This is a genomic window from Streptomyces sp. CA-249302, from assembly GCF_050936785.1.
Classification (GTDB): domain Bacteria; phylum Actinomycetota; class Actinomycetes; order Streptomycetales; family Streptomycetaceae; genus Streptomyces.
Map to the genome: position 1 here is coordinate 9,663,733 of NZ_JBNJMG010000001.1, position 24,852 is coordinate 9,688,584.

At 71.5% G+C, this 24,852-nt stretch carries 19 protein-coding genes, 1 tRNA gene and 2 pseudogenes; 11 read left to right on the plus strand and 11 right to left on the minus strand.

What is annotated here, in order from left to right; all coding sequences use genetic code 11:
* A complete protein-coding gene (locus tag ACQEWB_RS43595; protein ID WP_432841362.1) occupies positions 1-978 on the plus strand; it encodes a methionine synthase II (cobalamin-independent)-like protein in 978 nt (325 codons plus the stop codon).
* 36 nt (positions 979-1,014) lie between these two features.
* Here ACQEWB_RS43595 and ACQEWB_RS43600 read toward each other — a convergent pair whose 3' ends face one another.
* On the minus strand, positions 1,015-1,302 hold the full coding sequence (locus ACQEWB_RS43600; RefSeq protein WP_432841364.1) for a putative quinol monooxygenase: 288 nt from the start codon (positions 1,300-1,302) through the stop codon (positions 1,015-1,017).
* Positions 1,303-1,483: 181 nt separating this feature from the next.
* Between ACQEWB_RS43600 and ACQEWB_RS43605 the strand changes: the two genes are divergently transcribed.
* The 5 genes from ACQEWB_RS43605 to ACQEWB_RS43625 all read left to right on the plus strand — a co-directional run bounded on the left by ACQEWB_RS43605 (position 1,484) and on the right by ACQEWB_RS43625 (position 7,946).
* Positions 1,484-2,950, plus strand: a complete 1,467-nt coding sequence (locus ACQEWB_RS43605; protein ID WP_432841366.1) for an aldehyde dehydrogenase family protein — start codon at positions 1,484-1,486, stop codon at positions 2,948-2,950.
* Complete coding sequence (lhgO, locus tag ACQEWB_RS43610) at positions 2,943-4,151, plus strand: L-2-hydroxyglutarate oxidase (protein ID WP_432841368.1); 1,209 nt, start codon at positions 2,943-2,945, stop codon at positions 4,149-4,151. The genes ACQEWB_RS43605 and lhgO overlap by 8 nt, the downstream gene beginning before the upstream one ends.
* A 132-nt stretch (positions 4,152-4,283) precedes the next feature.
* Complete coding sequence (locus tag ACQEWB_RS43615) at positions 4,284-5,144, plus strand: amidohydrolase family protein (RefSeq protein ID WP_432841370.1); 861 nt, start codon at positions 4,284-4,286, stop codon at positions 5,142-5,144.
* Positions 5,145-5,157: 13 nt separating this feature from the next.
* Complete coding sequence (locus tag ACQEWB_RS43620; protein WP_432841372.1) at positions 5,158-6,867, plus strand: thiamine pyrophosphate-dependent enzyme; 1,710 nt, start codon at positions 5,158-5,160, stop codon at positions 6,865-6,867.
* A 14-nt stretch (positions 6,868-6,881) separates the two neighbouring features.
* Positions 6,882-7,946: an Ldh family oxidoreductase gene (locus tag ACQEWB_RS43625; RefSeq protein ID WP_432841374.1), complete on the plus strand. Its 1,065-nt coding sequence runs from the start codon at positions 6,882-6,884 to the stop codon at positions 7,944-7,946.
* Positions 7,947-7,998: 52 nt separating this feature from the next.
* On the opposite strand, the gene ACQEWB_RS43630 is transcribed toward ACQEWB_RS43625, so the two are convergent.
* Entirely contained in the window at positions 7,999-8,961 is a 963-nt protein-coding gene (locus ACQEWB_RS43630) for a M56 family metallopeptidase (RefSeq protein WP_432841376.1), read from the minus strand.
* A gap of 4 nt (positions 8,962-8,965) precedes the next feature.
* On the minus strand, positions 8,966-9,403 hold the full coding sequence (locus ACQEWB_RS43635) for a BlaI/MecI/CopY family transcriptional regulator (RefSeq protein WP_432841378.1): 438 nt from the start codon (positions 9,401-9,403) through the stop codon (positions 8,966-8,968).
* A gap of 127 nt (positions 9,404-9,530) precedes the next feature.
* Here ACQEWB_RS43635 and ACQEWB_RS43640 point away from each other — a divergent pair, with 127 nt between their 5' ends.
* A complete protein-coding gene (locus ACQEWB_RS43640) occupies positions 9,531-10,943 on the plus strand; it encodes a glycosyltransferase (protein ID WP_432841380.1) in 1,413 nt (470 codons plus the stop codon).
* The gene (locus ACQEWB_RS43645) at positions 10,940-11,689 is read left to right on the plus strand and encodes a polysaccharide deacetylase family protein (RefSeq protein ID WP_432841382.1); all 750 of its coding nucleotides are present in this window, start codon (positions 10,940-10,942) and stop codon (positions 11,687-11,689) included. The genes ACQEWB_RS43640 and ACQEWB_RS43645 overlap by 4 nt, the downstream gene beginning before the upstream one ends.
* A gap of 61 nt (positions 11,690-11,750) precedes the next feature.
* Here ACQEWB_RS43645 and ACQEWB_RS43650 read toward each other — a convergent pair whose 3' ends face one another.
* Positions 11,751-12,332: a TetR/AcrR family transcriptional regulator gene (locus ACQEWB_RS43650; protein ID WP_432841384.1), complete on the minus strand. Its 582-nt coding sequence runs from the start codon at positions 12,330-12,332 to the stop codon at positions 11,751-11,753.
* Between the two features lie 165 nt (positions 12,333-12,497).
* Between ACQEWB_RS43650 and ACQEWB_RS43655 the strand changes: the two genes are divergently transcribed.
* Both ACQEWB_RS43655 and ACQEWB_RS43660 read left to right on the plus strand, forming a co-directional pair.
* Positions 12,498-13,937, plus strand: coding sequence for an MFS transporter (locus ACQEWB_RS43655; RefSeq protein WP_432841386.1), 1,440 nt, complete (start codon positions 12,498-12,500; stop codon positions 13,935-13,937).
* A 130-nt stretch (positions 13,938-14,067) separates the two neighbouring features.
* Positions 14,068-14,141: transfer RNA gene (locus ACQEWB_RS43660), tRNA-Pro, on the plus strand.
* A 230-nt stretch (positions 14,142-14,371) separates the two neighbouring features.
* Here ACQEWB_RS43660 and ACQEWB_RS43665 read toward each other — a convergent pair.
* The 7 genes and pseudogenes from ACQEWB_RS43665 to glyA form a co-directional block, all read right to left on the minus strand.
* A complete protein-coding gene (locus ACQEWB_RS43665; protein ID WP_432841388.1) occupies positions 14,372-15,238 on the minus strand; it encodes a bifunctional methylenetetrahydrofolate dehydrogenase/methenyltetrahydrofolate cyclohydrolase in 867 nt (288 codons plus the stop codon).
* A gap of 49 nt (positions 15,239-15,287) precedes the next feature.
* The gene (gene purU, locus ACQEWB_RS43670) at positions 15,288-16,142 is read right to left on the minus strand and encodes a formyltetrahydrofolate deformylase (RefSeq protein ID WP_432841390.1); all 855 of its coding nucleotides are present in this window, start codon (positions 16,140-16,142) and stop codon (positions 15,288-15,290) included.
* A 10-nt stretch (positions 16,143-16,152) separates the two neighbouring features.
* Complete coding sequence (locus ACQEWB_RS43675; protein ID WP_432841392.1) at positions 16,153-17,532, minus strand: L-serine ammonia-lyase; 1,380 nt, start codon at positions 17,530-17,532, stop codon at positions 16,153-16,155.
* Positions 17,529-18,122 (minus strand): sarcosine oxidase subunit gamma, encoded by a 594-nt coding sequence (locus ACQEWB_RS43680; protein ID WP_432841394.1) that lies wholly within the window; start codon positions 18,120-18,122, stop codon positions 17,529-17,531. The genes ACQEWB_RS43675 and ACQEWB_RS43680 overlap by 4 nt, the downstream gene beginning before the upstream one ends.
* Positions 18,112-21,188, minus strand: a pseudogene (locus ACQEWB_RS43685) (sarcosine oxidase subunit delta family protein). The gene ACQEWB_RS43680 and the pseudogene ACQEWB_RS43685 overlap by 11 nt, the downstream one beginning before the upstream one ends.
* Positions 21,189-21,207: 19 nt before the next feature.
* Positions 21,208-22,428: a sarcosine oxidase subunit beta family protein gene (locus ACQEWB_RS43690; protein WP_432841395.1), complete on the minus strand. Its 1,221-nt coding sequence runs from the start codon at positions 22,426-22,428 to the stop codon at positions 21,208-21,210.
* Positions 22,425-23,752 (minus strand): annotated as a pseudogene (glyA, locus tag ACQEWB_RS43695) (serine hydroxymethyltransferase). The gene ACQEWB_RS43690 and the pseudogene glyA overlap by 4 nt, the downstream one beginning before the upstream one ends.
* Positions 23,753-23,994: 242 nt before the next feature.
* Here glyA and ACQEWB_RS43700 point away from each other — a divergent pair.
* A complete protein-coding gene (locus ACQEWB_RS43700; RefSeq protein WP_432841397.1) occupies positions 23,995-24,645 on the plus strand; it encodes a GntR family transcriptional regulator in 651 nt (216 codons plus the stop codon).
* Positions 24,646-24,852: the final 207 nt, after the last annotated feature.

Sequence of the window (24,852 nt, forward strand, 5' to 3'; positions counted from 1 at the left end):
ATGGCGGACACCTTCAACTACCGCATCGACCACCACGGAAGCCTGGTACGCCCGAACGACCTCGCGACCGTCGGCGTCGACCAGGCGGTCCAGGACGCCGTCGTCTACCAGCGCAAGCTGCGCTCGACGGTCGTCACCGACGGCGACTTCCCCCGGGAGGACTTCCGCAGCGCCGTTCTTGACGGAGTGTCAGGATTCCGTCGTACGGACGAGAAGGACGCGGACGGGCTCACGCGATGGGTCGCCGAGTCGCTGCCCAAGGCCAACGGCCCGCTCGTCGCGGAGTGGGCGGAGCGGCTCGCCTCGCTGACGGTGATCGCGCCGAAGGTCTCGCTGCCGTCGCCGGCGTACCTCGCGGCCACCACCTACCAGGAAGGCCTCGGCCCGTCCTCCGCCCGCGAGTTGGGCGAGTCCCTGGCCGAGATCATCCAGGCCGAGATCGAACTGCTGGTCTCCAAGGGCGTACGTCTGATCCAGCTCAACAACCCGCTGCTGCTGGACGCCGCCACGGGGGCCCTGTCCTTCGAGGACGCGCTGGCCGTCGATGCTTTGGCGGTACGCCTGGACGAGCGCCCCGAGGGCGTACGGATCGCGGTGTCTCCGGGCTGGACGGCCCCCGACACCGTCGACCCGGCCCGCGCGGAGCAGCTCTACGCCGGAATCCCGGCCGACCGCTGGATCCTCCCCTTCGACCAGGGCACCCCGGCCGAACTGGCCCTGGTCAAGGCCCTGCCGGAGGACCGGGACTTCTGCCTGGGCGTGGTCGACGCGACGACGCCCGAACTGGAGGACATCGACGCGGTGATGGCCCGTATCGACGCGGTGGGCGAGTTCAAGGACCTGGAGGACGGCGCCGTGTCCCCGTCGAGGGGCTTCGCGGACGTGGCGAACAGCCCGCTGCTGACGGCCGACAACCAGCACAGGAAGCTGGTGTTGGTCGAGACCATCGCCCGGTACGTCTGGGGCAACGAGTTCTGATGTTCAGGGGCCGGGGAATCCCGGCCCCTTCTTGTCTCAGAGGGACTCGGCGAAGGTGACGGAGCGGTCGGTGAGCAACGGCCACACAGTCCCCACGACGACCTCCTTGAAGTGCTCGGCCGCCTTGTGCGCCTCGAACCCGTCCTGATCGGCATACCGCTCGTACAGCAGGAACCCCCCGGGCTCACCCACCACGGCATGCACTTCGTACCCGAGATTCGCGGGCTCGGTGAGCGTCGCTTCCCGAGCCTTCAGCAGCGCGTCCCGCACAGCCTCCGAGTCGGCAGGCGCACAGCGGTAGTGGGCGACAACTGTGTAGGCCATCTGTTTCTCCTCATAACTGGTCCGGCCAGCCGATTCCAGCACGGATCATGCGCCCGCCCACCCGCGCACGGTGCAAGCAATGCCTGCCCCCACGGGCCTGGTGGCACCGCCCCCACATGGTGTGTTGTCACATCCGGCCCGCACGATCCGCGCCGCGCGGACGACCAAGGAAGTGATCTCCATGCGTACCCTCGAAACCCTCTCCGGCGGCGAGTGGGTCGCGACCGGCGAGTGGATCGGCGTCCAGAACCCCGCCGACGTCCGCACCCCGATCGCCCGTATCCCCGCCCTCGCCGCCAAGGACGTCACCCGGGCCTACGACCACGCCGAGCGCGGCTTCGCCGTCTGGAAGCGCACCAGCCCCTTCGAGCGGGCCCGCGTCTTCACCGAGGCGGCCCGGCTGATCCGGGAGCGCGTCGAGGACATCGCCGCGGACGTCACCGCCGAGAACGGCAAGACGCTGGCCGAGGCCACCGGCGAGACCCTCAAGGCCGCCGACTTCCTGGAGTACTACGCGGGCCTGGCCCGCCAGGGCTACGGCACCCTCCTGCACGACGTACGCCCCAACCACCGTACGCACACCCAGCGTGAGCCCATCGGCGTGATCCTGGTGATCAGCCCCTGGAACGACCCGCTGATCACCCCGGCCCGCAAGCTGGCCCCGCTGCTCGCCGCCGGCAACGCGGCCGTGTTCAAGCCGGCCACCGAGACACCGTTGTCGGGACTGCACTTCGCCCGCGCCCTGCACGACGCGGGCCTGCCCGCCGGTGTCCTCAACGTCGTCACGGGCCGCACGGCCGAGATCGAGGAGGCCCTCCTAGACGACCCGCGCATCGTCGGCATCACCTTCACCGGCTCCAACGAGGTCGGCAACCGCATCCGCCGCCGCCTCGCCGACCGCAACGTCCGCTTCCAGGGCGAACTCGGCGGCAAGAACGCCTCCGTGGTCCTGCGCGACGCCGATCTGCCTGCCGCCGCCAAGGCCGTCGTAGCCGCCTCCTTCGGACAGGCCGGCCAGCGCTGCACCGCCACCAGCCGCGTCATCGTCGAGCAGCCGGTGTACGAGGAGTTCACCCGGCTCCTGGTCACCGAGGTCGAGGAGCTCAAGGTCGGCCCGGGCACCGACCCCGCGACCACGCTCTGCCCGCTGTCCAGCCCCAAGCAGCGCGACTCCGTCCTCGCCGACCTGGACAAGGCGAGCCGGCAGGGCGCCACCGTCCTCACCGGCGGCAAGGCCGACACCGAGGGCGAGCGGGCGCACGGCTGCTACGTCCAGCCCACCGTCCTGGCCGGCATCACTCCCGAGACGGCGATCTGGCGCGAGGAGGTCTTCGGGCCGGTCATCGCCCTCCTCGCGGTCGAGGACTTCGCGTCCGCCGTGGAAGCGGTCAACGACTCGGACTTCGGGCTCGCCGCCGCCGTGTTCACCCGCGACCTGGCGAGCGCGTACCGCTTCGCCGAGGAGGCCGAGTGCGGCCAGATCGCGGTCAACACGACCACCCCCGGCTGGGACGTGCACCTGCCCTTCGGCGGCTTCCGCGACTCCGGCACCGGCTACAAGGAGCAGGGCGAGGAAGTCCTGAAGTTCTCCACCCGGGTCAAGACCGTGGCGATCAACCTCGGCGCTCCGGAGCAGGCCCGTGGCTGACGAGACCATCGGCATCGTCGGCGCCGGCATCGTGGGCCTGGCCACGGCCCGCGAGATCGCCCTGCGCCGCCCCGGCACCCGGGTCGTGGTCCTGGAGAAGGAGCACGAGGTCGCCGTCCACCAGACCGGCCACAACTCGGGCGTCGTGCACGCCGGCATCTACTACGCGCCGGGCAGCCTCAAGGCCGACCTGTGCGTGCGGGGCGTGTCCCTGCTGCGCGAGTACTGCGGGGAACGCGGACTGCCGTACGACGAGATCGGCAAGCTCGTGGTGGCCGTACGGCCGGACGAACTCGGCCGGATGGAGAACCTCTACGAGCGGGCCCGGAACAACCACGTGCCCGAGCTGCGCAAGGTCTCCAAGGAGGAGATCAGGGAGCTCGAGCCGCACGCCGGCGGCATCGCGGCCCTGCACTCCCCGCGCACCGCGATCACCGACTACCCGGCGATCGCCCGCGAGTTCGCCAAGGACATCGAGGACTCGGGCGGCGAGGTCAGACTCGGCTTCCCGGTCACCTCGATCACCAACGTCCCGAACGGCATCGAGGTCGCCTCGGGACAGAACCGTGTCCGCGTCGACCGGCTGATCCTCTGCGCCGGCCTCCAGTCGGACTCCGTGGCCCGGCTCGCGCAGGACAAGCAGGAGCCGCGGATCGTCCCGTTCCGAGGCGAGTACATGCTCCTCAAGCCGGACCGGACGCATCTCGTACGCGGCCTCGTGTACCCGGTGCCCGATCCGCGCTACCCCTTCCTCGGCGTGCACTTCACCCCTCGCGTCGACGGCTCCGTCGAGGTCGGCCCCAACGCCGTCCTGGCCCTGGCCAGGGAGGGCTACAAGCTCACCAGGATCTCGCCGAAGGACCTCCTCGGGCTCGCCGCCTACCCGGGCGCCTGGCGGATGGCCGCCCAGCACTGGCGCACCGGCGTCAAGGAGTACCGCGGCTCGCTGTCCGCCTCCGCCTTCATGAAGGACGCGGGGTTGTACGTCCCCGGTGTCGGCGCCAAGGACGTGGTACGCGGCGGAGCGGGCGTCCGCGCCCAGGCGCTGGACCGCGACGGCACCCTCGTGGACGACTTCCGCATCCACCAGACCGGCCGGATCACCGCCGTGCGCAACGCCCCCTCGCCCGCCGCGACCGCCTCCCTGGCGATCGCCGAACACATCGTGGACGCCGTCTTCGGCGCGTCCGCCGCAACCTGAGAATGCCCTGCTCACAGGGCGGTCACGCGCAACAAGTGGTTGCGCTCCCAGGGGCTTAGCAAGGCCCCGCGACCCGCCTAGCGTTCCCTCCGCAGCACCCCGTCACCTCGTACCACAGAGAGAGTTGAGGACATGTTCGTTGTCGACACCCAGATCCACATCTGGCTGGAAGAGTCCGCGGACCGCCCCTGGGTCCCCGGCGCGCGGGAGCGCATCCGCCTCAACGGCCACCGCGAGGACCCCTTCTCCTACGAGGAGGCCCTGGAGCTGATGGACGAGGCCGGCGTCAACCGCGCGTTGATCCTGCCGCCGTCCTGGGAGGGCGACCGCATCGACTACGCCCTGGAGGCGTGCGAGGCGCACCCCGACCGCTTCGGCATCATGGCCCGCATCCCGCAGAACAAGCCCGAAGAGGGCAAGGCGATGCTCAAGGACTTCGCGCAGAACCCGCACGTCAAGGGCACGCGCCTGACCTTCCACCGGCCCCAGGACCGCAACTGGATGATCGACGGCACCAACGACTGGTACTGGCCGATCGCCGAGGAGCTGCGCGTCCCGACCATGGTCCACGCCCCGATCTGGAAGCGTGAGCTCGGCGAGATCGCCGCCAAGCACCCCGAGCTGAAGATCATCATCGACCACATGGGCATCATGGCCCGCTGCGTGGACGACGCGATCGGATACTGGGTCCAGGAGACCGCCGACCTGGCCGTCCACCCCAACATCTACGTCAAGGTGTCGGCGCTGCCGGGCTACTCCACCCAGCCCTTCCCGAACAACAACATCCAGAAGTACGTGCGCGAGATGGTCGACAAGATGGGCCCGCAGCGCTGCTTCTACGGCACCGACATCACCCGCCTGCTCGGCCACGGCATCACCTACACCGACACGATCGAGCAGTTCACCAAGCACTGGGACTTCACGCCCGAGGAGCTTGAATGGATCATGGGCCGCGGTATCTCCGAGGTCCTGAACTGGCCGATCGAGGGCTGAGGAAGCACGAGAGATGACCGACACCCGCAACACCCCAGGCGCCGACGGCGGCGACGCTCTCGTAACCGCCTTCAACGCCGTCGGCGCCGACTACATCTTCTGCTCGTCGGGGTCCGAGTGGGCCCCCGTGTGGGAGTCCCTGGCCCGGCGCCACCGGGACGGGCTGCCCTGTCCCGAGTACCTGGACCTCACCCACGAGACCGTCGCGGTCGGCATGGCCACCGGCTACGGCCTCGTCCGGCGCCGCCCCCAGGGCGTCCTGCTGCACGCCGCCCCCGGCCTGCTCCAGGGCTCCATGGCGGTGCACGGCGCGCTCCTCGCCGGCGTCCCGATGGTGGTCTCCTCGTCCGAGTCGACCACGTACGGCGACGGTCCCGGCCAGGACCCGGGCGGCCAGTGGTACCGCAACCTCTCCATCGTGGGCGGCCCGCACCAGGTGGCGCAGCCGTTCACCAAGTGGTCCACCGAGGCGGCCAGCGTCCACACGCTGCCGACCATGGTCGCCCGCGCGGCGGAGCTGGCCTGGCGGGCCCCGGCCGGACCGGCGTACCTGAACATCCCGCTGGAGATCCTCCTCGAGGACTGGGACGGCCGCGAGGCCAAGCCCGTCGTCGCCCCGGGCTCCACGCACAGCTCGCCCGAAGAGGTCGACCCGGTCGCCCAGCTGATCCGCGAGGCCGCCAACCCCGTGATCGTCACGGAGACGGCGGGCCGCGAGGCCGGCGGCTTCGAGGCCCTCGTCGCCTTCGCCGAGGCCTGGAACATCCCGGTCGTCGAGCCCGACTCGGCGGTCTGCGGCAACTTCCCGCGCACGCACCCCCTGCACGCCGGCAGCGACATCGGCCCGTGGATGGACGAGGCGGACCTGATCCTCCTGGTCAACTGCCGCGCGCCCTTCTACCCGCCGTCGCGCCGCCCCTCCAAGGCGAAGGTCGTGGTCATCGATGAGGTGCCCCAACGCCCGCATGTGGTCTACCAAGTACTGTTCGCCGACCGGTACCTGGAAGGAAACGTCGCCAACACCCTGCGCCAGCTGACCAAGCGGGCGAAGGACCTCGACGAGACCGCGGTGACCGCTCGCCGCGCGGCTCAGGAGGAGCGGCACGCCGAGGAGCAGGCCGCGATCGCCGCTGCCGAGACCAAGGCGGCCGCCGCGGAGGGCATCGACCCCGTCCTCGTCGCCGCGACCCTGCGCAAGCTGCTCGACGGCACGGACGGCATCGTCGTCGACGAGACCATCACCCACAGCCGCGTCGTCAAGCGGCACGTCCAGACCGCCGACCCCGACTCGTACTTCTACGTGCAGGGCGGCCTCGGCCAGGGCATCGCGGTCGCGCTCGGCGTCAAACTCGCCGCGCGGGAACGCCCGGTGGTGCTCACGATCGGCGACGGCGCGTTCACCTACAACCCGGTCATCCCGTCGTACGACGCGTCGAAGGCGTACGAACTCCCGCTGCTGATCGTGGTGTTCAACAACCGCGTCTACAAGTCGATGAACCTCAACCACCGCCGCTTCTACCCCGAGGGCGCGGCGGCCGAGACCGGGGAGTGGCTCGGCACCGACCTGCACCGGCTGCCCCGACTGGCCTCCTTCGCCGAGCCGTTCGGCATGCACACCGAGACCGTCGACACCCGGGACGCGCTCGCCCCCGCGCTGGAGCGTGCCCTCAAGGCCGTGGCCGAGGGAACCACCGCCGTCGTCGACGTCCTCGTCACCCGATGATCCAGGAGACATCCATGTCCACCACACCCCCCAAGAAGGTCCTGGTCCCCGCCGACGACCTGCGCACTTTCTCCGCGGCACTCCTCGAGAAGGGCGGGCTGAGCCCCGAGCACGCGGCCACCACCGCCGACGTGTTCGTCTGGGCCGCCCTGCGCGGCGTCGACTCGCACGGCATCGCCCGCGTCCCCGCCTACCTGGAGCTGCTCGCGAAGGGTGTCGCCAACGCCGGCGCCGACATCAGGGTCGAGTCGACGACCCCGGCCGCCGCGGTGATCGACGCCGACCGCGCCCCCGGCCCGGTCGCGCTGACCGCCGCCGCCGACGAGGCCGTACGGCGGGCCCGCGAGACGGGCATCGCCTCCGTGGGTGTACGGCGGACCGTGCACACCGGCGCCATCGGGTACTACGTCTCCCGGATCGCCGAGCAGGGCCTGGTCGGCATCGGCTTCGTGGCCGGCATGCCGAACATGGGGTACACCGGCGTCAAGGGCGCCGCGGTCGCCACCAGCCCCCTCGCCATCGCCGTACCGGCGGGCGAACACGCCCCGCTGCTCCTCGACATGGCCACCGCCACCATCGCCCTCGGCAAGATCCGCCAGGCGAAGGCGAGCGGCACCCCGCTGCCGGAGGGCGCGGCGGCAACGGAGGACGGCACCCCCACGACCGACCCGGAGAAGGCGGTCATGCCGCTGCCGCTGGGCGGCGCGAAGGGCTCGGGCATGTCCCTGGCCTTCGAACTCCTGACGAGCGTCCTGGTCGGCGCGCCGATCTTCGCGTCCTTCCACTCGGACGACCCGGCAGGCCGCAAGCACCGCCAGAACGCCCTCCTGATCGCCGTGGACCCGGCGGCCTTCGGCGGCACGGACGCGTTCACCGAGGACGTCGACGCGACCCTGAGCACCCTGAAGGGCCTGCCGGTGGCGGACGACGCGGACGGCGTGTACTACCCGGGCGAGCGCAGCGCGACGGTGGCGGAGAAGCGGGGAGAGCAGGGCATCCCCGTGGCCCCCAAGGTCTGGCGAGACCTGACGGAACAGGCGGAGAAGCTGGGTGTGGAGCTGCCGCAGACGTCTGCTTGATATGCCGGTTCACCCCCGCGCCCCTTCTTCAGGGGCGCGGGGAACCGCGCTGTCAGCGACCTTCCCGATGTGCCCCGGGCAGACAGCAAGGCACATGCCCGTGCTCCGCCAGACACGCGGCCCGCTGAGCACTCTCGATCATGTCCTCACTGTCGGACGCGGCGTTGGCAAGACTCGTACAACACAGCACGAGCAACAACGCACCCCCGACGAACGGCAGAGCCCGCCGCCGAGGCGGCGGCGCCAACAACGCCCGCACCCGCTGAGGCACCGCACCTCCGGTCGCGGCCAGCCGGCCAGGGACCGGCGCGACGGACGCGAGCGCCGCCCGGCCCACCGACCGCGCCACGACCCGCCGGTCACCGACACACGCCGCCGCCTCCTCGTCGGCCCACCGCTCCAGAATGAAGCCGCCCGTGTCGGCCACCGGCCGCAGCAGCGGCGTCACGGCCGCCGTCAGCCGCCAGACGGTCTGGAACAGATGGTGCCGACCCCTCAGATGGGCCCGCTCATGGGCCAGCAGCGCCTCGCGCTCCCCGTCGCCGAGACACCGCAGCATGCCCCGGGACACCACGATCCGCCCGGGCGCACCCGGCAGCGCGAAGGCGGCCGGCGACGCGTCGTCGAGGACGGCGAGTTCGGTGTCGCCCGGCAGCAGCCGGCACTCCCGGCGCGCCCACCGCAGGTGCCGCGCCTGCCGTACGGCGGCCACCCCGAGCCCCACGCAGGACGCGGCCAGGGCGAGCGCCGCGACCGTCGCGACGGTCAGGTACACCGGGTCGTCGGCCCGCAGCGCCGCCACCGACCACTCGCCCTCCTCGGCGACCTCGGGGATCCGGGCGAACCCGGCGAAGGCCAGCAGGGCCAGCGACCCCAGCCAGCCGAGCGCCGTCACCAGCGCGGCGCAGGCCAGCGCCCAGGCGGCGGGACGCGGGGCCAGCCGCCGCGCCGGACGGGGCGCGAGCACCGCGAGGACGACGGTGACCAGGAGGGGGACGTAGACACTGATCCGCACCGGCTCACGGCTCCTTGCCGTCGGGACCGGAGTCCGGTCCGGAGTCCGGTCCGGAGCCCTGGCCGGGCTCGTGGTCGGTGAGCAGTCGCTGCAGCAACTCCTCGTCCTCGCGCGACAGTTCGGAGACGAAACGGCTGAGCACCGCCTCGCGGTCGGAGCCGTGTTCCAGCAGCGCGTGCATCTGCTCGGCCGTGTGCGAGGCCTCGTCCCGGACGGGCGCGTAGGCGTAGCCGCGGCCCGCGCGGTGCCGGACGAGCATGCCCTTGTCGTACAGCCGCGACAGGATCGTCAGCACGGTCGTGTAGGCGAGGTCGCCGGGCAGCCGGCCCAGGACCTGCCGTGCGGTCAGCGGCTCGTCGGCCGCCCACAGCGTGGCGAGCACACCGCTCTCCAGCTCACCGCGCGCCCGCCTGCCGGCCGCCTCGCCCTCCTGGTCGTGCACCGAACCTCACCGTCCTTCGTCGCTCGGCCGCACAGCTTACCCATTGGGCTACTACATGTTGTACGAGCTTACCTACTACATGTTGTAGAGTTTCGCCGCCTCACTCCACCTGCGGAGGAACAAGCCCATGCCCCACCTCGGAAGTACGGTGCATCTGCGCGCCCTCGCGGCCGCCACCCTGGGTGCCCGGCCCGCGCCGCCGCCCCGCCGTACGGCCCCGGGCGAGCGCGTCGTGATTGTCTCCGCCAGCATCGGAGCCGGCCACGACGGTGCCGCGCACGAGCTGCATCGCCGGCTCCTGGCATCCGGCGTCACGGTCGACCGCTTCGACCTGCTCGACCTGCTGCCCGCCCGGATCGGCCGGGCCGTCCGCGACGGCTACCACCGGATGCTCGTCCGGGCGCCCTGGGCCTACCAGCGCATCTACAACAGCACCGAGCGCTCCGGTGGCGGCGGCCCGCTGGCCCGCGCGCTGCTGCGCACCGCCGAGGACCGGATGCTGCGCGCTCTGCCCGCGGACACCGGCGCCGTCGTCTCCACCTACCCCGGGGCCAGCCGGGTGCTGGGCCGGCTCCGGCTGGCCGGCCGCCTCGACGTGCCGGTGCTCACCTACCTCACCGACTTCTCCGTGCACCCTCTCTGGGTGGCCGACGGCGTGGACGTCCACCTCGCCGCCCACGCCGTGCCCGCCGCCCAGGCCCGGGCCCTCGGCGCGCACGACGTCCGGGTGGCGGGGCCGGTCGTCGACCCCCGATTCCGCCCCGCACGGGCGGCCGAACGGAGCGCCGCGCGGGCCCGGTTCGGGCTGCCCGACAGCGCCCCGCTGGCGCTGCTGGTGGCCGGTTCCTGGGGTGTCGGACCGGTCCGGCAGGTGGCGCTGGAGCTGCGCGAGTGCGGCGCGGCCGTACCGGTCGTCGTCTGCGGGCGCAACGAGGTGCTGGCCCAGCAGCTGCGCGCGGACGGCATCGAGCACGTCCACGGCTGGGTCGACGACATGCCCGGCCTGATGCACGCGGCCGATGTTCTGGTGCAGAACGCCGGAGGCCTGACCTCCCTGGAGGCCTTCGCCGCGGGGCTGCCCGTCCTCAGCTATCGCTGCATACCCGGCCACGGGCTGACCAACTCCGCCGCGCTCGACGAGGCGGGCGTGGCGGCCTGGACCCAGGACCCCGCCGAACTCAAGGACGTCCTCTGCGACTTGATCGACGGACCACGCGGCCTGCTCCAGCGCGAGGCGGGGTTCGGACTCTTCGCGAGCGCCGGTCAGGGCCCCGCGGACGAGATAGCGAGGGCCTGCCGGAACGCGGGCCCCCTCCCCGTACCGCCCGTTCCGGTCGTACGACGGACCAGGCCCCGATCGGTCGTACGGCGCCTCGTCGCCACGGCGGCCGTGGCCTGCACGGTCTGGGCCGGCGCCGTCGGCACCGCGGTCGCCACCACCGGCAGCGGCACCGGCGTCATGCACGCCATCGGCCGCAGCCTCGACCTCGACGACCCGCCGCACCCCGACGGCCCGCACCACCCGGAGCACCACTCGTGACCGCCGCGCGCCTGCTCCGTACGACCGTCCTGGTCGCCCTCCCGGTCCTCGCCGCCGCGCACGCGGCACCCGTGGTGTCGACCTTCGGCCCGCTGCGCAACCGGACCATGCCCCGCCTGGCCGGCCGCGGCCGCGCCGACCACGTCGCCCTGACCTTCGACGACGGACCCGACCCGCTGTCCACCCCGTTCTTCCTGCGGGCCCTGGCGGAGCGGAAGGTCACGGCCACCTTCTTCCTGCTCGGCCGCCAGGCGCGCCGCTCGCCCGGCCTGGTCCGCGAGATCGCCGACGCGGGCCACGAGATCGGGATCCACGGCTGGCACCACCGGCCCCTGCTGCTGCGCGGCCCGCGTGCCACGTACGACGACTTCGCCCGCGCCAGGGACACGGTCGGCGACCTCGCCGGGCGCCCGCCCGCGCTCTTCCGGCCGCCCTACGGCGTGATGTCCACCGCCGCCCACCTCGCGGCCCGCCGCCTCGGCCTCACTCCCGTGCTGTGGACCAGCTGGGGCGAGGACTGGACGGCCCGCGCCACACCGGAGTCCGTCCACCGCACGGTCACCGGGGACCTGCACGGCGGCGGCACGATCCTGCTCCACGACTCCGACTGCACCTCGGCCCCGGGCGCCTGGCGCTCGGCCCTGGGCGCGCTCCCGAGGATCCTCGACACCTGCGAGGACCGGGGACTGTCCGTCGGACCGCTGCGCGAGCACGGGTGGTACGGGGGAGAGGCGCCGCTGATCTGACAGTGGGCGTGCCGCTGTTCTGGCAGCGGGCGTGACGTTGTTCTGACGGTGGGCGCCGCGCTCAGCCGGCGGTGGCGCGGACCCCGTCCAGGGCGATGGACAGCACCCGGTCGCGCTGGGCGTCGTCGACGAAGACCGTGGCGGTGATGCCGGCGACCAGGCGGAGCAGGTCGCCGAAGTCCATGTCCGTGCGGGCCACGCCCGCCTCCTGAGCCCGCTCGAACAGCGGGCCGCCGGCCGCGAACATCGACTCGCGGCAGGCGTCGAAGATCTCGGACTCGTCGTCGAGCGCCTCGCGCACGGCCCGCTTGGTCACCATGTAGCCCGTGAACCGGGTCAGCCAGGAGGTGAGCGCCTCCCACGGCTCCAGGACGGCGACCTCCTCGGCCACCCTGACGAGCTCGTTGACCTCGTCCGCGTACACGCTCTCGAAGAGCTCGCGGCGGGACGGGAAGTTCCGGTACAGCGTGCCGATCCCCACACCCGCGCGCTTCGCGATGTCCTCCAGCGAGGCCTCCGCCCCGTGCTCGGCGAACGCCTCCCGGGCAGCCGCCAGCAGGGCGTCGTAGTTGCGCGCGGCGTCCTTGCGATGCGGGCGGCGGGACGCCACGAGTTCACGGACGGGGTACGGCTGGGCCGTCACTGCTGCCTCCCGGGAAGGACTCGGTTGAACCGGAGGTGTGCCTCCGCTACAGTGGAGGCGTACCTCCACTTTAGCAGTGTGGGTGTGCACGCCCCCGCGCTCAGGGCCCGTACAGCCATGGCCCGAGAACCTCGGCCGCACCCCGTTCGTTCGGAGAGGCCCTCCATGCCCCGCAAGTCCACCCGTCTCACCTTCGCCGTCCTCGCGACCGGTGCCGGTGTCTTCTCCATGCTGCAGTCGCTGATCGCACCGGCGCTGCCGACCGTGCAGCACGCGCTGCACACCTCCCAGTCCACGGCGACCTGGGTGATGACGGCCTATCTGCTGTCCGCCTCCGTCTTCACGCCGATCCTCGGCCGCGTCGGCGACCTGGCCGGCAAGAAGCGCACCCTCGTCTCCGTCCTGCTCGTCGTGATGGCCGGCTGTCTGCTGGCCGCGCTCGCCCCGAACATCGGCGTACTGATCGTCGCCCGGGTCCTCCAGGGCGTGGGCGGTGCCCTGTTCCCGCTGTCGTTCGGCATCATCCGGGACGAGTTCGCCCCGTCGCAGGTCAGCGGCAGCATCAGCAACCTGTCCGCCGTGATCGCCGCGGGCGGCGGCGTCGGCATCGTCGCGGCCGGCCCGATCGTGTCGGCCCTCGACTACCGCTGGCTGTTCTGGATCCCGGTCGGCGTCGTCGCGGCCACCGTCCTCATCGCCCTGCGTTACGTCCCCGAGTCGCCCAACCGGGCGGAGGGGAGCGTCAGTTGGCTCGGCGCCGGCCTGCTGTCGGCCTGGCTGGTGGCGCTGCTGCTGCCGCTGAGCCAGGCGAGCGTGTGGGGCTGGGGCTCGCCGAAGGTGATCGGTCTGTTCGCCGCCGCGGTCGTGCTGTTCGCGGTGTGGCTGCTGACGGAGGCCCGCTCCCGCACCCCGCTGATCGACCTGCGTGTGATGCGGCTGCCCGCCGTGTGGACCACCAACACCGTGGCCCTGCTGTTCGGCGCGGGCATGTACGGGCTGTGGTCCTTCCTGCCCGGCTTCGTGCAGACGCCGAGCTCCGCGGGATACGGCTTCGGCGCGAGCGTCACCGCCTCCGGGCTGCTGATGCTGCCCATGCTGGTGACGATGTTCTTCTCGGGCATCCTCAGCGGCCGGCTCCAGCCCGTCGTGGGCGCCAAGGCCCTGCTGACCGCCGGCGCCGCACTCGGCGCCCTGGCCCTCGGGATGCTCGCCGCCTGGCACGAGGAGCAGTGGCAAGTAGCCCTGGTCTCCGGCGTGTTCGGCCTCGGCATCGGACTAGCCTTCGCCTCCATGGCCAACCTCATCGTCGGCAGCGTCCCGGCCTCCCAGACCGGCGCCGCGACCGGCATGAACGCCAACATCCGCACCATCGGCGGTTCCATAGGCGCCGCCCTGACCAGCGTCCTGGTCACCGGCCGGCTCCAGCCCTCGGGCCTGCCGTACGCCTCCGGCTACACCCACGGCTTCACCCTGCTGGCGGTGGCCTGCCTGGCCGCCGCGCTGGCTGCGCTGCTGGTGCCGGTGGCCCGGGCGGGACGGCTCACCGGTACGACGCGGGTGGCCGACGGCGAGCCGGAAGCGGTCACGACCGGCACACGCGGCTGACGAACAGGGGCCGGCCCGGACGCCGGGCCGGCCCCACCGCCCGCTCGCGCCCATCGGGTCCGCCGGAACACCCGTGCCTGTACGGTAAGGTTGACCTGCACGATCACGCGGTTCACCGCGCGAGAGGCACCGGGACGTGGCGCAGCTTGGTAGCGCACTTGACTGGGGGTCAAGGGGTCGCAGGTTCAAATCCTGTCGTCCCGACTCGATGGAGTCGCAGGTGAGGGGCGGTTTCGGAGGAATCCGAAGCCGCCCGTTCATCATTCTCGGCGGTGCCGCCGCCCCGGGCAGACCCTGTCAGTGGTTCCCAGACCAGCAGCGCCGGGTCGACGGGCAGCCGTAAAGGGCCCATCGATGTCCCCGTGATCAACGGCTGCTCGCACTCGGCGAAAGCGGTCAGTATCGGGATATGAAACAGCCTCGCGCGGCACCCTTCAGGAAGCCTCGACGGCAGTCCGGCGCTCCGCCGCCTCCACGATGTTCGTGATCAGCATGGCGCGGGTCATCGGTCCGACGCCGCCGATCGGGGGAGCGAGGCTCCCGGCGATCCGGTCGACGTCGGGGTGGACGTCGCCGAGGATGCCCTCCACGGTCCGGGTGAGGCCCACGGACAGCACGGTCGCGCCCGGCTTGATCCAGTCGGGCTGCACCAGATGGGCCACCCCGGCGGCGGCGACCACGACGTCCGCGGCGCTGGTGTGGGCGGCGATGTCGCGGGTCGCCTCGTGACACAGGGTGACCGTGGCGTGTTCGGTGCGCCGGGTGAGCATCAGCCCGAGGGGTCGGCCGACCGTCACACCGCAGCCGATGACACAGAACTGGGCGCCGGTGATGGGGACTTGATGGCGCCGGAGCAGATCGAGGATGCCCCGGGGTGTGCACGGCAGGGGCGCGGGGGTCCCGAGCACCAGACGGCCCAGGTTGGTCGGGTGCAGCCCGTCGGCGTCCTTGGCCGGGTCGACCAGCTCCAGCACCGCGTGCATGTCGAGGTGCGCGGGCAACGGGAGTTGGACGATGAAGCCGGTGCACGCCGGGTCGGCGTTCAGGCGCAGCACGGCCGCCTCGACGTCGGCCTGCGTCGCGGTGGCCGGCAGCTCGACGCGCAGCGAGGCGATGCCGACCTCGGCGCAGTCCCGGTGCTTGCCGCCCACGTAGGAACGGCTGCCGGGGTCGTCGCCGACGAGGATCGTGCCGAGCCCGGGGACGATGCCGCGGGTCCGCAACGCGGCGACCCGGTCGGCGAGTTCACGCTTGATGTCTGCCGCGGCTGCGGAGCCGGAGAGAACGGTCGCGGTGGACAAGGGGGCACACCTTCCGTCGTGAAGCGTGATGTCGGCTGAGAACGTGATGTCAGCTGAAGATGACCGTGCGGTTGCCGTGCAGCAGAACGCGGTTCTGGCAGTGCCAGTTGACCGCCCGTGCCAGGGCGGTGCGCTCGGCGTCCCGGCCGACCAGGACGAGTTGGTCCGCGGAGAGCCGGTGGTCGACCCGGATGACCTCCTGCTCGATGATCGGCCCTTCGTCCAGGTCCGCCGTGACGTAGTGCGCGGTGGCGCCGACGTGCTTCACGCCGCGCTGGTAGGCCTGGTGGTAGGGCTTGGCACCCACGAAGCTCGGCAGGAACGAGTGGTGGATGTTGATCGCCCGGCCTTCGAGGCTCTTGCACAGGTCGTCCGAGAGGATCTGCATGTACCGGGCGAGCACCACAAGGTCGATGTCGTGCTCGGCCACGAGTTCCAGCAGCCGGGCCTCGGACTGCGGCTTGGTCGCCGCGCTGACCGGGACGTGCTCGAAGGGGATGCCGGCCGCGTCCGCCATGGGCTTGAGATCGGCGTGGTTGGAGACGACGAGCGCGATGTCGGCGTCGAGGGTGCCGCTCTTGAAGCGGTAGAGCAGGTCGGCCAGGCAGTGGTCGAACTTCGACACCATCACCAGGACGCGGGGCTGCACCGACGCGTCCCGCAGCTCCCACTGCATCCCGTAGGTGTCCGCGACGGTGGCGAAGGCCTCCTTGAGGCCGGCGAGGGTGATCGTCTCGTCGGCGGTCCTGAACTCGGTGCGCAGGAAGACGAGTTCGTGGTCGGGGTCGTCGAACTGCTGGTGCTCGGTGATGTCGCAGCTGTGCCGGACGAGGAAGCTGGTCACGGCGTTGACGATGCCGGGGCGCTCGGGGCAGCTCAGGGTCAATACGAACTGGGTGCTCATGGCTGTCTCCTCAGCACTCGACCACGTTGAGGGCGAGACCGCCACGCGCGGTCTCCTTGTACTTGTCCTTCATGTCGGCCCCGGTCTCCCGCATGGTCTTGATCGCCTTGTCGAGGGAGACGTGATGGGTGCCGTCGCCGTGGATGGCCATCCGCGCGGCGGTGATCGCCTTCAGCGAGGCGACGGCGTTGCGCTCGATGCAGGGGATCTGCACGAGCCCGCCGACGGGGTCGCAGGTGAGGCCGAGATTGTGCTCGATGCCGATCTCGGCGGCGTTCTCGACCTGTTCGGGGGTGCCGCCGATGACCTCGGCCAGCCCGGCGGCCGCCATCGAGCAGGCCGATCCGACCTCGCCCTGGCAGCCGACCTCGGCCCCGGAGATCGAGGCGTTCTCCTTGAACAGCACACCGACGGCCGCCGCGGTCAGCAGGAACCGCACGATGCCGTCCGCGTTCGCGCCGCGCACGAACCGCTCGTAGTAGTGCAGTACGGCGGGGATGATTCCGGCGGCGCCGTTGGTCGGGGCGGTGACGACCCGGCCGCCGGCCGCGTTCTCCTCGTTCACGGCCAGCGCGTACAGCGTCACCCACTCCATGGCGTGCAGGGAGTCGGTCTCCGCGTCGTCGTCCGCGTTGAGGAGCCGGTGGTGCAGCGCGGCGGCCCGGCGGCGCACCTTCAGGCCGCCGGGCAGCACACCGTCGGTGGCGCACCCCTGCCGGACGCACTCCTGCATGACGGACCAGATGTGCAGCAGCCCGGCCCGGACCGCGGCCTCGCTGCGCCAGGCCGTCTCGTTCGCCATCATGATCGAGCTGATCGACAGGCCGGTGGCCTCGGTGTGCGCCAGCAGCTGTGCGCCGGTGGTGAACGGATAGGGCACCGCAGTGGTGTCCGGGACGATCTGCGGGCCGTTCGCCTGGTCCTCGTCCAGGACGAAGCCGCCGCCGACGGAGTAGTAGGTCCGCAGTGACACGCGACGGCCGGCGCTGTCGACCGCCTCGAAGGTCATGGCGTTGGAGTGGAACTCCAGCCGCTTGCCGCGGTGCAGGACGATGTCGTCGTCAACACGGAAGGCGAGGGGGTGCTTGTCGAGCAGGCGCAGGCTGCCCGTCGTACGGACCCGGTCCATGGTCGGTTCGGCCAGGGCGGGGTCCACCGTCTCGGGGGCGTGGCCCTCCAGACCGAGCACGACCGCCTTGACGCTGCCGTGCCCGTGTCCGGTGGCGCCCAGCGAGCCGAACAGCTCGACATGGACGCCGTACGTGTCCTCCAGCAGTCCTTCCTGTTCGAGGGCGAGCGCGAAGGAGTTCGCGGCCCGCATCGGGCCGACCGTGTGCGAACTGGACGGTCCGATGCCCACCTTGAACATGTCGAAGACGCTGAGGGTCATCCGGTGCCTCCGCCGTACTCCGAGGCCGCGTCGACCAGCCAGGCCGCCGCGTACGGGGCGAAGGAGGAGCGGACCAGCAGCCACACGCCGGAGGCCGCCTCCTCGCGGACGACCAGGGTGATGCCTGTCTGCGCGAGGAGGGTGGTGTAGCAGGACCCGACGGGGGACACCCTGGGATCCAGGTCGATGGCGCAGCCCTGGGCGAGGATCTCGCGGGTGAGGCTGCCCCGCAGGGACAGCACGGTGCGCTGCGCGGAGACGTCGGTGACGGTGGCGAACTCCTCGCCGATCGCCGACCGCAGCTTCTCGGCCAGCGCCTCGGCGGTGTCCGCCGGGGCGACCAGCAGCCACTCGTCGGGACCCAGCCACAGGGCCTTGACCTCACCGGACAGTTCCGCATGCGAGGCGGACGGCAGCGGGAAGCCCAGGACCGACTCGACGGCCCTCGCCGCCGGACTGTCCGGCGCCACCCGCAGGGTGAGCTGGGTGAGGAAGGGCAGTTCCTGGACCTGGAAGCCGGCGGGCAGCCGCCCGAAGGCCTCCTGCCAGTCGCCGAGCGGGCTGAAACGGGCGGGGGTGTCAACCGTCACGGCGGGTTCCCTCCTTGTCGAAGACCACGGGGTCGGTCACGAGCACCGGTACGGTGCGTCCTGCCAGCGGGACGTAGAGGGTCTCGCCGACACGGCCGGTGCCACCGCGCAGCAGGGCGAGGGCGAAGGTGCGCCGCAGGGCGTCGCTGCGGTAGCTGGAGGTGACGTGCCCGAGCATCGGGACCGGCGGCGCGGGCACCGTCTCGGTCGCGATGATCTGGGCGCCCTCCGGCAGCAGGGTCTGCTCGTCGACGGGCAGCAGGGCGACCAGCTGCTTGCGGTCGGTGCGCTGGTTCTCGGCCCGGCCGAAGGACCGCTTGCCGATGAAGTCGTCCTTCTTCTTGGACACCACCCACGACATCCCCAGGTCCTGCGGGGTGATCGTGCCGTCGGTGTCCTGCCCGATGATCGGGTAGGCCTTCTCCGCGCGCAGCACGTGCATGGTCTCGGTGCCGTACGGCGTGATGCCGAACGGACCGCCCGCCGCGTACACGGCCTCCCACACCGAACGGGCGTACCAGGCGGGCACGTTGATCTCGTAGGCGAGCTCACCGGAGAAGCTGATCCGGGCCACCCGGGCGGGGACGTCCGCGACGACGGTGTCCTGCCAGGTCATGAACCCGAACGCGTCGTTGCTCACGTCCAGGGTGGGCGCGACCAGCGCCAGCACGTCCCGCGAGCGGGGTCCGACCAGCGGGATCGTCGCCCAGTGCTCGGTGACGGAGGCGAGGTGGACCCTGAGGTCCGGCCACTCCGTCTGGAGGAACTCCTCCATCCAGTCAAGGACCTTGGCGGCGTTGCCGGTGGTCGTGGTGACCAGGAACTCCTCGTCGGCGATCCGCAGCACGGTGCCGTCGTCGAGTGCCATGCCGTCGAAGCCGCACATCACGCCGTAGCGGACCCGGCCGACCTTCAGCGAGCTCATCAGGTTGGTGTAGAGCCGGTCCAGCAGGATGCCGGAGTCCGGTCCCTGGACGCTGATCTTGCCGAGCGTGGAGCCGTCCATCATGCCGACGCCCTCACGGGTCGCCCGGCACTCCCGCAGCACGGCCTCGTCCATGGTCTCCCCGTCGAGGGGGTAGTACCACGGCCGCTTCCACTGCCCCACGTTCTCGAACAGCGCCCCGTGCGCGACATGCCACGGGTGTACGGCGGTGATCCGGACCGGGTCGAACAGCTCGCCCCGGTTGCGGCCGGCGAACGCGGCGAACGACACCGGCACCGTCGGCGGCCGCAGCTTCGGGGTGCCCAGCTCGGCGATGTCCAGCCCCAGCGCCTCGGCGATGATCCCGGAGGTCAGCACGCCCGAGGTACGGCCCTGGTCGTGGGCGGTGCCGATGGTGGTGTACCGCTTGACGTGCTCCACCGAGCGCAGACCGGCCCCGGTGGCCCGGAGCACGTCCGTGACGGTCCCGTCGCGCTGGAGGTCCACGAACTGGACGTCTCCGGAGCCCCCGGAGACGCGCCACAGCACCGCGCCCTGTTCGCCGGCGGGCTCGTCGGCGACGGCCGGGAGAGCGACCGGCTGCGCGGTCCGACCAAGCGCCGACAGCGCTTCTACGGCCGTCTCGGCGCCGTCCGCGAGAACCCCGGACGGCGTGAGGGCGCCGTTGGCGGCACCCGCCGCCCGCACGGTGTCCAGAGCGGCAGCGGGTACGAAGGAGCCCAGGTCGGCGTCATAGCGCAGCGCGCCACGGGCCTGGCTGAACAGTGCCACGGCCGGGTTCCAGCCGCCCGACACGAGCAGCAGGTCGCAGCCGAGTTCCTCGGAGCCGACCTTGACGCCGGTGATCCGCTCGGTGCCGGTCGTGCCGGTGACCACCTGCCCGGTGCGCATCTCGATGCCCCGCGCGGCACACGCCTCGCGCCAGTGCGCGGGCACGTTCTCGCGTACGTCGATCACCGCGACGATCTCGGCGCCCGCGTCGGCGAGTTCGGTCGCCGCGCGGTAGGCGCTGTCGTTCGTGGTGAACACGGCGATCTCACGGCCCGGCAGGACGCCGAAGCGGTTGAGGTAGGTGCGGGCGGAGTTCGCCAGCATGATGCCGGGGCGGTCGTTGTCGTCGAAGGCGATCGGCCGCTCGTAGGCGCCGGTCGCGAAGACGACCTGCTTGGCCCGGATGCGCCAGATCCGCTGCCGGGAGACATGCGCGGGCGCGTCGGCGCCGAGGTGGTCGGTGCGCTTCTCCAGGGCGAGGACGAGACCGTCGTCGTAGTAGCCGACGGCGGTGGTGCGCTGGAGGTGGCGGACGTCGGCGTTGGCCGCGAGTTCGGCGGTGGCTTCGGTGAGCCAGTCGTCGAGGCCGTCCCGGCTGCCGAGCAACGAGCCGCCGGGGGAGGGGAGTTCGTCGACCAGGACGACCCGGACACCGGAGCGTGCGGCGGTCAGCGCGGCGGCCAGTCCGGCCGGACCGGCGCCGACGACCAGCACCTCGCAGTGGGCGTGCATCGTGTCGTACCGGGCCGGGTCGGGCTCGGAGCCGAGTCGGCCCTGACCGCTGAGGCCGCGGGCGACGAGACCGTCGTACAACTCGACGGTGGTGGCCGTGAGCATCGGCTCGGGGAAGGGGGCCTCGATCTGCACCAGGGCGTTGGGCTCCTCGACCCCGGCGGTCATGATGCCGCGCGGCCGCCCGTACTTGATGCCGGTGGCCACGTGGTGGACCCCGTTGGCCAGCAGGGCGGAGGCGAGGGTGTCGCCGGGGTGGCCGGTGTACGCGCGGCCGTCGAAGGTGAACGACAGGGTCTTCGCGCGGTCCACGGAGCCGAGGCCGTCGACACGGAACGTGCTGCTCATGCGCGGGCCTCCTCACCCGGTCGGTACACGGCGAGGAACTCGTGGGTGCCGGTGTCGCGCACGGCGTTGAACCAGCGGCGGCAGCCCGCCGAGTGCATCCACCGCTCCGCGAACTCGCCCTTGGGGTTGTCGCGGAAGAAGACGTAGTGCGCCCACTGCTCGTCGTCGAGCTCGGCGGGCCGCTCGGGGTAGGGGACGTGCGCCTGGCCGCCGTAGTGGAACTCGGCTTCCTCGCGCTCGCCGCACCAGGGGCAGGCGATCAGTTGCATCGGGGTCTCCGGAGGGTGCTCAGTGGGCGACGGCGGCCGCGCCGTGCTCGTCGACCAGCGCGCCGGTGACGAACCGGTTCAGGGTGAACGGCGCGTTGTACGGGTGGGGTTCGTCGTGGGCGATCGTGTGCGCGTAGCACCAGCCGACACCCGGGGTGGCCTTGAAACCGCCCGTTCCCCAGCCGCAGTTGAGGTAGAGGTTCTGGACCGGGGTGAGCCCGACGATGGGGGAGGCGTCCGGGGTGGTGTCGACGATGCCGGCCCAGGTGCGCAGCATGTGCGCGCGGGCGAACACCGGGAACAGCTCCAGGGCGGCCGCCATCTGCCGCTCGATGATGTGGAACGCGCCGCGCTGGCCGTACCCGTTGTAGCTGTCGATGCCCGCGCCCATGACCAACTCGCCCTTGTGCGCCTGCGACACGTAGACGTGCACGGCGTTGGACATGACGACCGTCGGGTGCACCGGCTCCAGCAGCTCCGACACGAGCGCCTGCAACGGGTGGCTCTGGAGCGGGAGTCGCAGGCCCACCATGGCGGCGAGCACCGAGGTGTGCCCGGCGCCGGCGAGGGCCACCTTTCCGGCGGCGATACGGCCACGGGTGGTCCGTACGCCGGTCACCCGCCCGCCCTCGACGTCGATGCCGGTGACCTCGCAGTTCTGGATCAGGTCGATGCCGTACGCGTCGGCCTTCCGCGCGAAGCCCCAGGCGACGTAGTCGTGCTTGGCGATGCCGGCGCGCGGCTGGTAGGTCGCGCCGAGCACCGGATAGCGCACGTCCGGGTCGATGTTGACGATCGGGCAGACCTTGGCGACCTCGTCCGGCTCCAGCCACTCGGCGTCGATGCCGTTGAGCTGGTTGGCGTAGACGCGGCGCTTGCTGTCGCGGATGTCCTGGAGGGTGTGGGCGAGGTTGAGCACACCGCGCTGGCTGAAGAGGATCGGGTAGTCGAGGTCCTCTTCGAGGGTCTCCCACAGCTTCAGGGAGTGCTCGTAGATGCCGGAGCTCTCGTCCCACAGGTAGTTGGAGCGGATGATCGTGGTGTTGCGGGCCATGTTGCCGCCCGCCAGCCACCCCTTCTCCAGCACGGCGATGTTGGTGATGCCGTGGTTCTTCGCCAGGTAGTAGGCGGTGGCCAGACCGTGCCCGCCGCCACCGACGATCACCACGTCGTACGACGGCTTGGGGTCGGGGTTGCGCCAGAGGAAGTCCGGGTGGTCCGGGAGCGGGGTGCCGGTCATGCCGCCTCTCCGTTCAGCTGGGGGTACAGGGGGAACGCGGAGGCAAGCTTCGTCACCCGGGCGCGCAGTTCCTCGGCCTGTTCGGCGGAGAGCTGCTCGGGCTTGAGCGTCTGGGCGATGATGTCGGCGACCTCGCGGAACTCCACGTCGCCGAAGCCCCGGGTGGCCAGGGCGGGGGTGCCGATGCGCAGCCCGGACGACACCATGGGCGGGCGTGGGTCGAAGGGGACGGCGTTGCGGTTGACGGTGATGCCGACCGAGTGCAGCCGGTCCTCGGCCTGGCGGCCGTCGAGCGGGCTGTTGCGCAGGTCCACCAGGATGAGATGCACCTCCGTGCCCCCGGTCAGCACCGTGATGCCCGCTTCCGCCACGTCGTCGGCCAGCAGCCGCCCGGCGAGGATCTTCGCGCCCTTCAGCGTGCGCCGCTGCCGCTCGCGGAACTCCTCGCTCGCGGCCATCTTGAAGGCGACCGCCTTGGCCGCGATCACGTGCTCGAGGGGCCCGCCCTGCTGTCCCGGGAACACCGCCGAGTTGATCTTCTTGGCCAGCTCCGCCTTGCTGAGGATCACGCCGCCGCGGGGACCGCCCAGGGTCTTGTGCGTGGTCGTCGTCACCACGTCCGCGTACGGCACGGGGCTCGGGTGGAGTCCGGCGGCCACCAGACCGGCGAAGTGCGCCATGTCCACCATCAGGTACGCGCCCACGCTGTCGGCGATCCGGCGGAACTCGGCGAAGTCCAGCTGCCGGGGTGGGCCGACCAGCCGGCCACGATCAGCTTCGGCCGGTGGGCGAGGGCGAGCTGCTCCACCTCGTCCATGTCGATACGCAGGTCGGACTCGCGTACGTGGTACGGCACGACGTTGTAGAGCTTGCCGGAGTAGTTCAGCCGCATGCCGTGGGTGAGGTGCCCGCCGTGCGCCAGGTCCAGGCCGAGGATCGTGTCGCCGGGCTGGAGGAGGGCGAACATCGCGGCGGCGTTGGCCTGGGCGCCGGAGTGCGGCTGGACGTTGGCCGCCTCGGCGCCGAACAGGGCCGTGATCCGCTCGATCGCCAGCCGCTCGACGACGTCGACGTGTTCGCAGCCGCCGTAGTAGCGCTTTCCGGGGTAGCCCTCGGCGTACTTGTTGGTCAGTACCGACCCCTGGGCCTCCATCACCGCCAGCGGCGCGAAGTTCTCGCTGGCGATCATCTCCAGCGTCGACTGCTGGCGCTCCAGTTCCGCGTTGACCGCCGCGGCCACCTCCGGGTCGAACTGGGCCAACGGCTGGGAGAGGGCGCTTGCGGCGGCACCGGCCGGGCGTTCCTCCGTGACGTCGAGGCTCATGCAGTCCCCTTGGAAGACTAGATGCGTACGACTGATATATCAGTTGTAGGCGCAAGTCGACTCGAACGTCAAGAGGTCTCGACCCCGACGTCCCGCTCAGAACGGGCAGCCGGGTGTGGATGGGCGACCGCGCCGTCATTGGGCGCAGCCGTCCTCCGACGTCGGCCGAGCCCGAGCGCGGCTGATATATCAATTGTTGGGCTAGGGTGAAGGGTGGTGGAACCCTGGCGAGGAGGGTGTGCATGTCAGTCGCGGCGTCCGAGAGTCGGCTGTCTCTGGCCGAACAGGCCTATGAGGTCCTGTGCGACCGCTTGGTGACCCTGCGGATCGCGCCCGGTACGCCCATCAACGACGAGCAGGTCGCGGCGGAGCTGGGAGTGGGGCGTACGCCGGTGCGCGAAGCCCTCAAACGTCTGGAGGCCGACCGGCTCGTGGTGGCCTTTCCCCGACGCGGCACCTTCGCCTCCGAAGTACAGATCACGGACCTGGGCCACCTCACCGAGGTGCGCCTCCGGCTGGAGCCGCTGGCCGCCGACTGTGCCGCTCGCCGGGCGACCGCGCTGGACCGGGCCGTACTGACCGGACTGCTCGCGGAGTTGGACGCGGCCGACGGGGGAGAGGTCGGGGAGCTCATCGAACTGGACCTCAGGCTGCACCGGGCGCTGTACGCGGCCACCGCGAACCCCTTCCTCTCCGACACACTCGTGCGCTACGACAACCTGGCCACGCGCATCTGGTGCCTCTTCCTCGACCGGCTGCCCGGGCTGGGCGGTCACGTCGGCGAGCACGGTCCGCTCATCCGCGCGGTGCTGGCCGGAGACGCGGCAGGCGCCGCGGACCTGGCCGCCGAGCACGTGAAACGCTTCGAGACCACGATCCGCTCCCTGCTCTGACGCCGCCACGTGGGTTCGTCGCCGCCCGCGAACTCGACGCGATCGACGCCGGCGACCGGTAGCTGCCGCACGCCGGCGACGCCTTCTACCACTACGGCACGCTCGACGGGTACTCCCGCATCCCCCGCGTAGCGCGGCCAAGGGCCAAGGGGTCGCTGGATCCGCCGCTCCACATGTCACATTCCACGCTTCTGGGCAGTCTTTATG

Excerpts from the sequence above, each read along its gene's own strand:
- ACQEWB_RS43675 (WP_432841392.1), bottom strand. The coding sequence starts at position 17,532 with ATGACCCTCAGCGTCTTCGACATGTTCAAGGTGGGCATCGGACCGTCC.
- ACQEWB_RS43595 (WP_432841362.1), top strand. The coding sequence starts at position 1 with ATGGCGGACACCTTCAACTACCGCATCGACCACCACGGAAGCCTGGTA.
- ACQEWB_RS43615 (WP_432841370.1), top strand. The coding sequence starts at position 4,284 with ATGTTCGTTGTCGACACCCAGATCCACATCTGGCTGGAAGAGTCCGCG.
- ACQEWB_RS43655 (WP_432841386.1), top strand. The coding sequence starts at position 12,498 with ATGCCCCGCAAGTCCACCCGTCTCACCTTCGCCGTCCTCGCGACCGGT.
- ACQEWB_RS43620 (WP_432841372.1), top strand. The coding sequence starts at position 5,158 with ATGACCGACACCCGCAACACCCCAGGCGCCGACGGCGGCGACGCTCTC.
- ACQEWB_RS43625 (WP_432841374.1), top strand. The coding sequence starts at position 6,882 with ATGTCCACCACACCCCCCAAGAAGGTCCTGGTCCCCGCCGACGACCTG.
- ACQEWB_RS43605 (WP_432841366.1), top strand. The coding sequence starts at position 1,484 with ATGCGTACCCTCGAAACCCTCTCCGGCGGCGAGTGGGTCGCGACCGGC.
- ACQEWB_RS43640 (WP_432841380.1), top strand. The coding sequence starts at position 9,531 with ATGCCCCACCTCGGAAGTACGGTGCATCTGCGCGCCCTCGCGGCCGCC.
- ACQEWB_RS43600 (WP_432841364.1), bottom strand. The coding sequence starts at position 1,302 with ATGGCCTACACAGTTGTCGCCCACTACCGCTGTGCGCCTGCCGACTCG.
- ACQEWB_RS43700 (WP_432841397.1), top strand. The coding sequence starts at position 23,995 with ATGTCAGTCGCGGCGTCCGAGAGTCGGCTGTCTCTGGCCGAACAGGCC.
- purU (WP_432841390.1), bottom strand. The coding sequence starts at position 16,142 with ATGAGCACCCAGTTCGTATTGACCCTGAGCTGCCCCGAGCGCCCCGGC.
- ACQEWB_RS43690 (WP_432841395.1), bottom strand. The coding sequence starts at position 22,428 with ATGACCGGCACCCCGCTCCCGGACCACCCGGACTTCCTCTGGCGCAAC.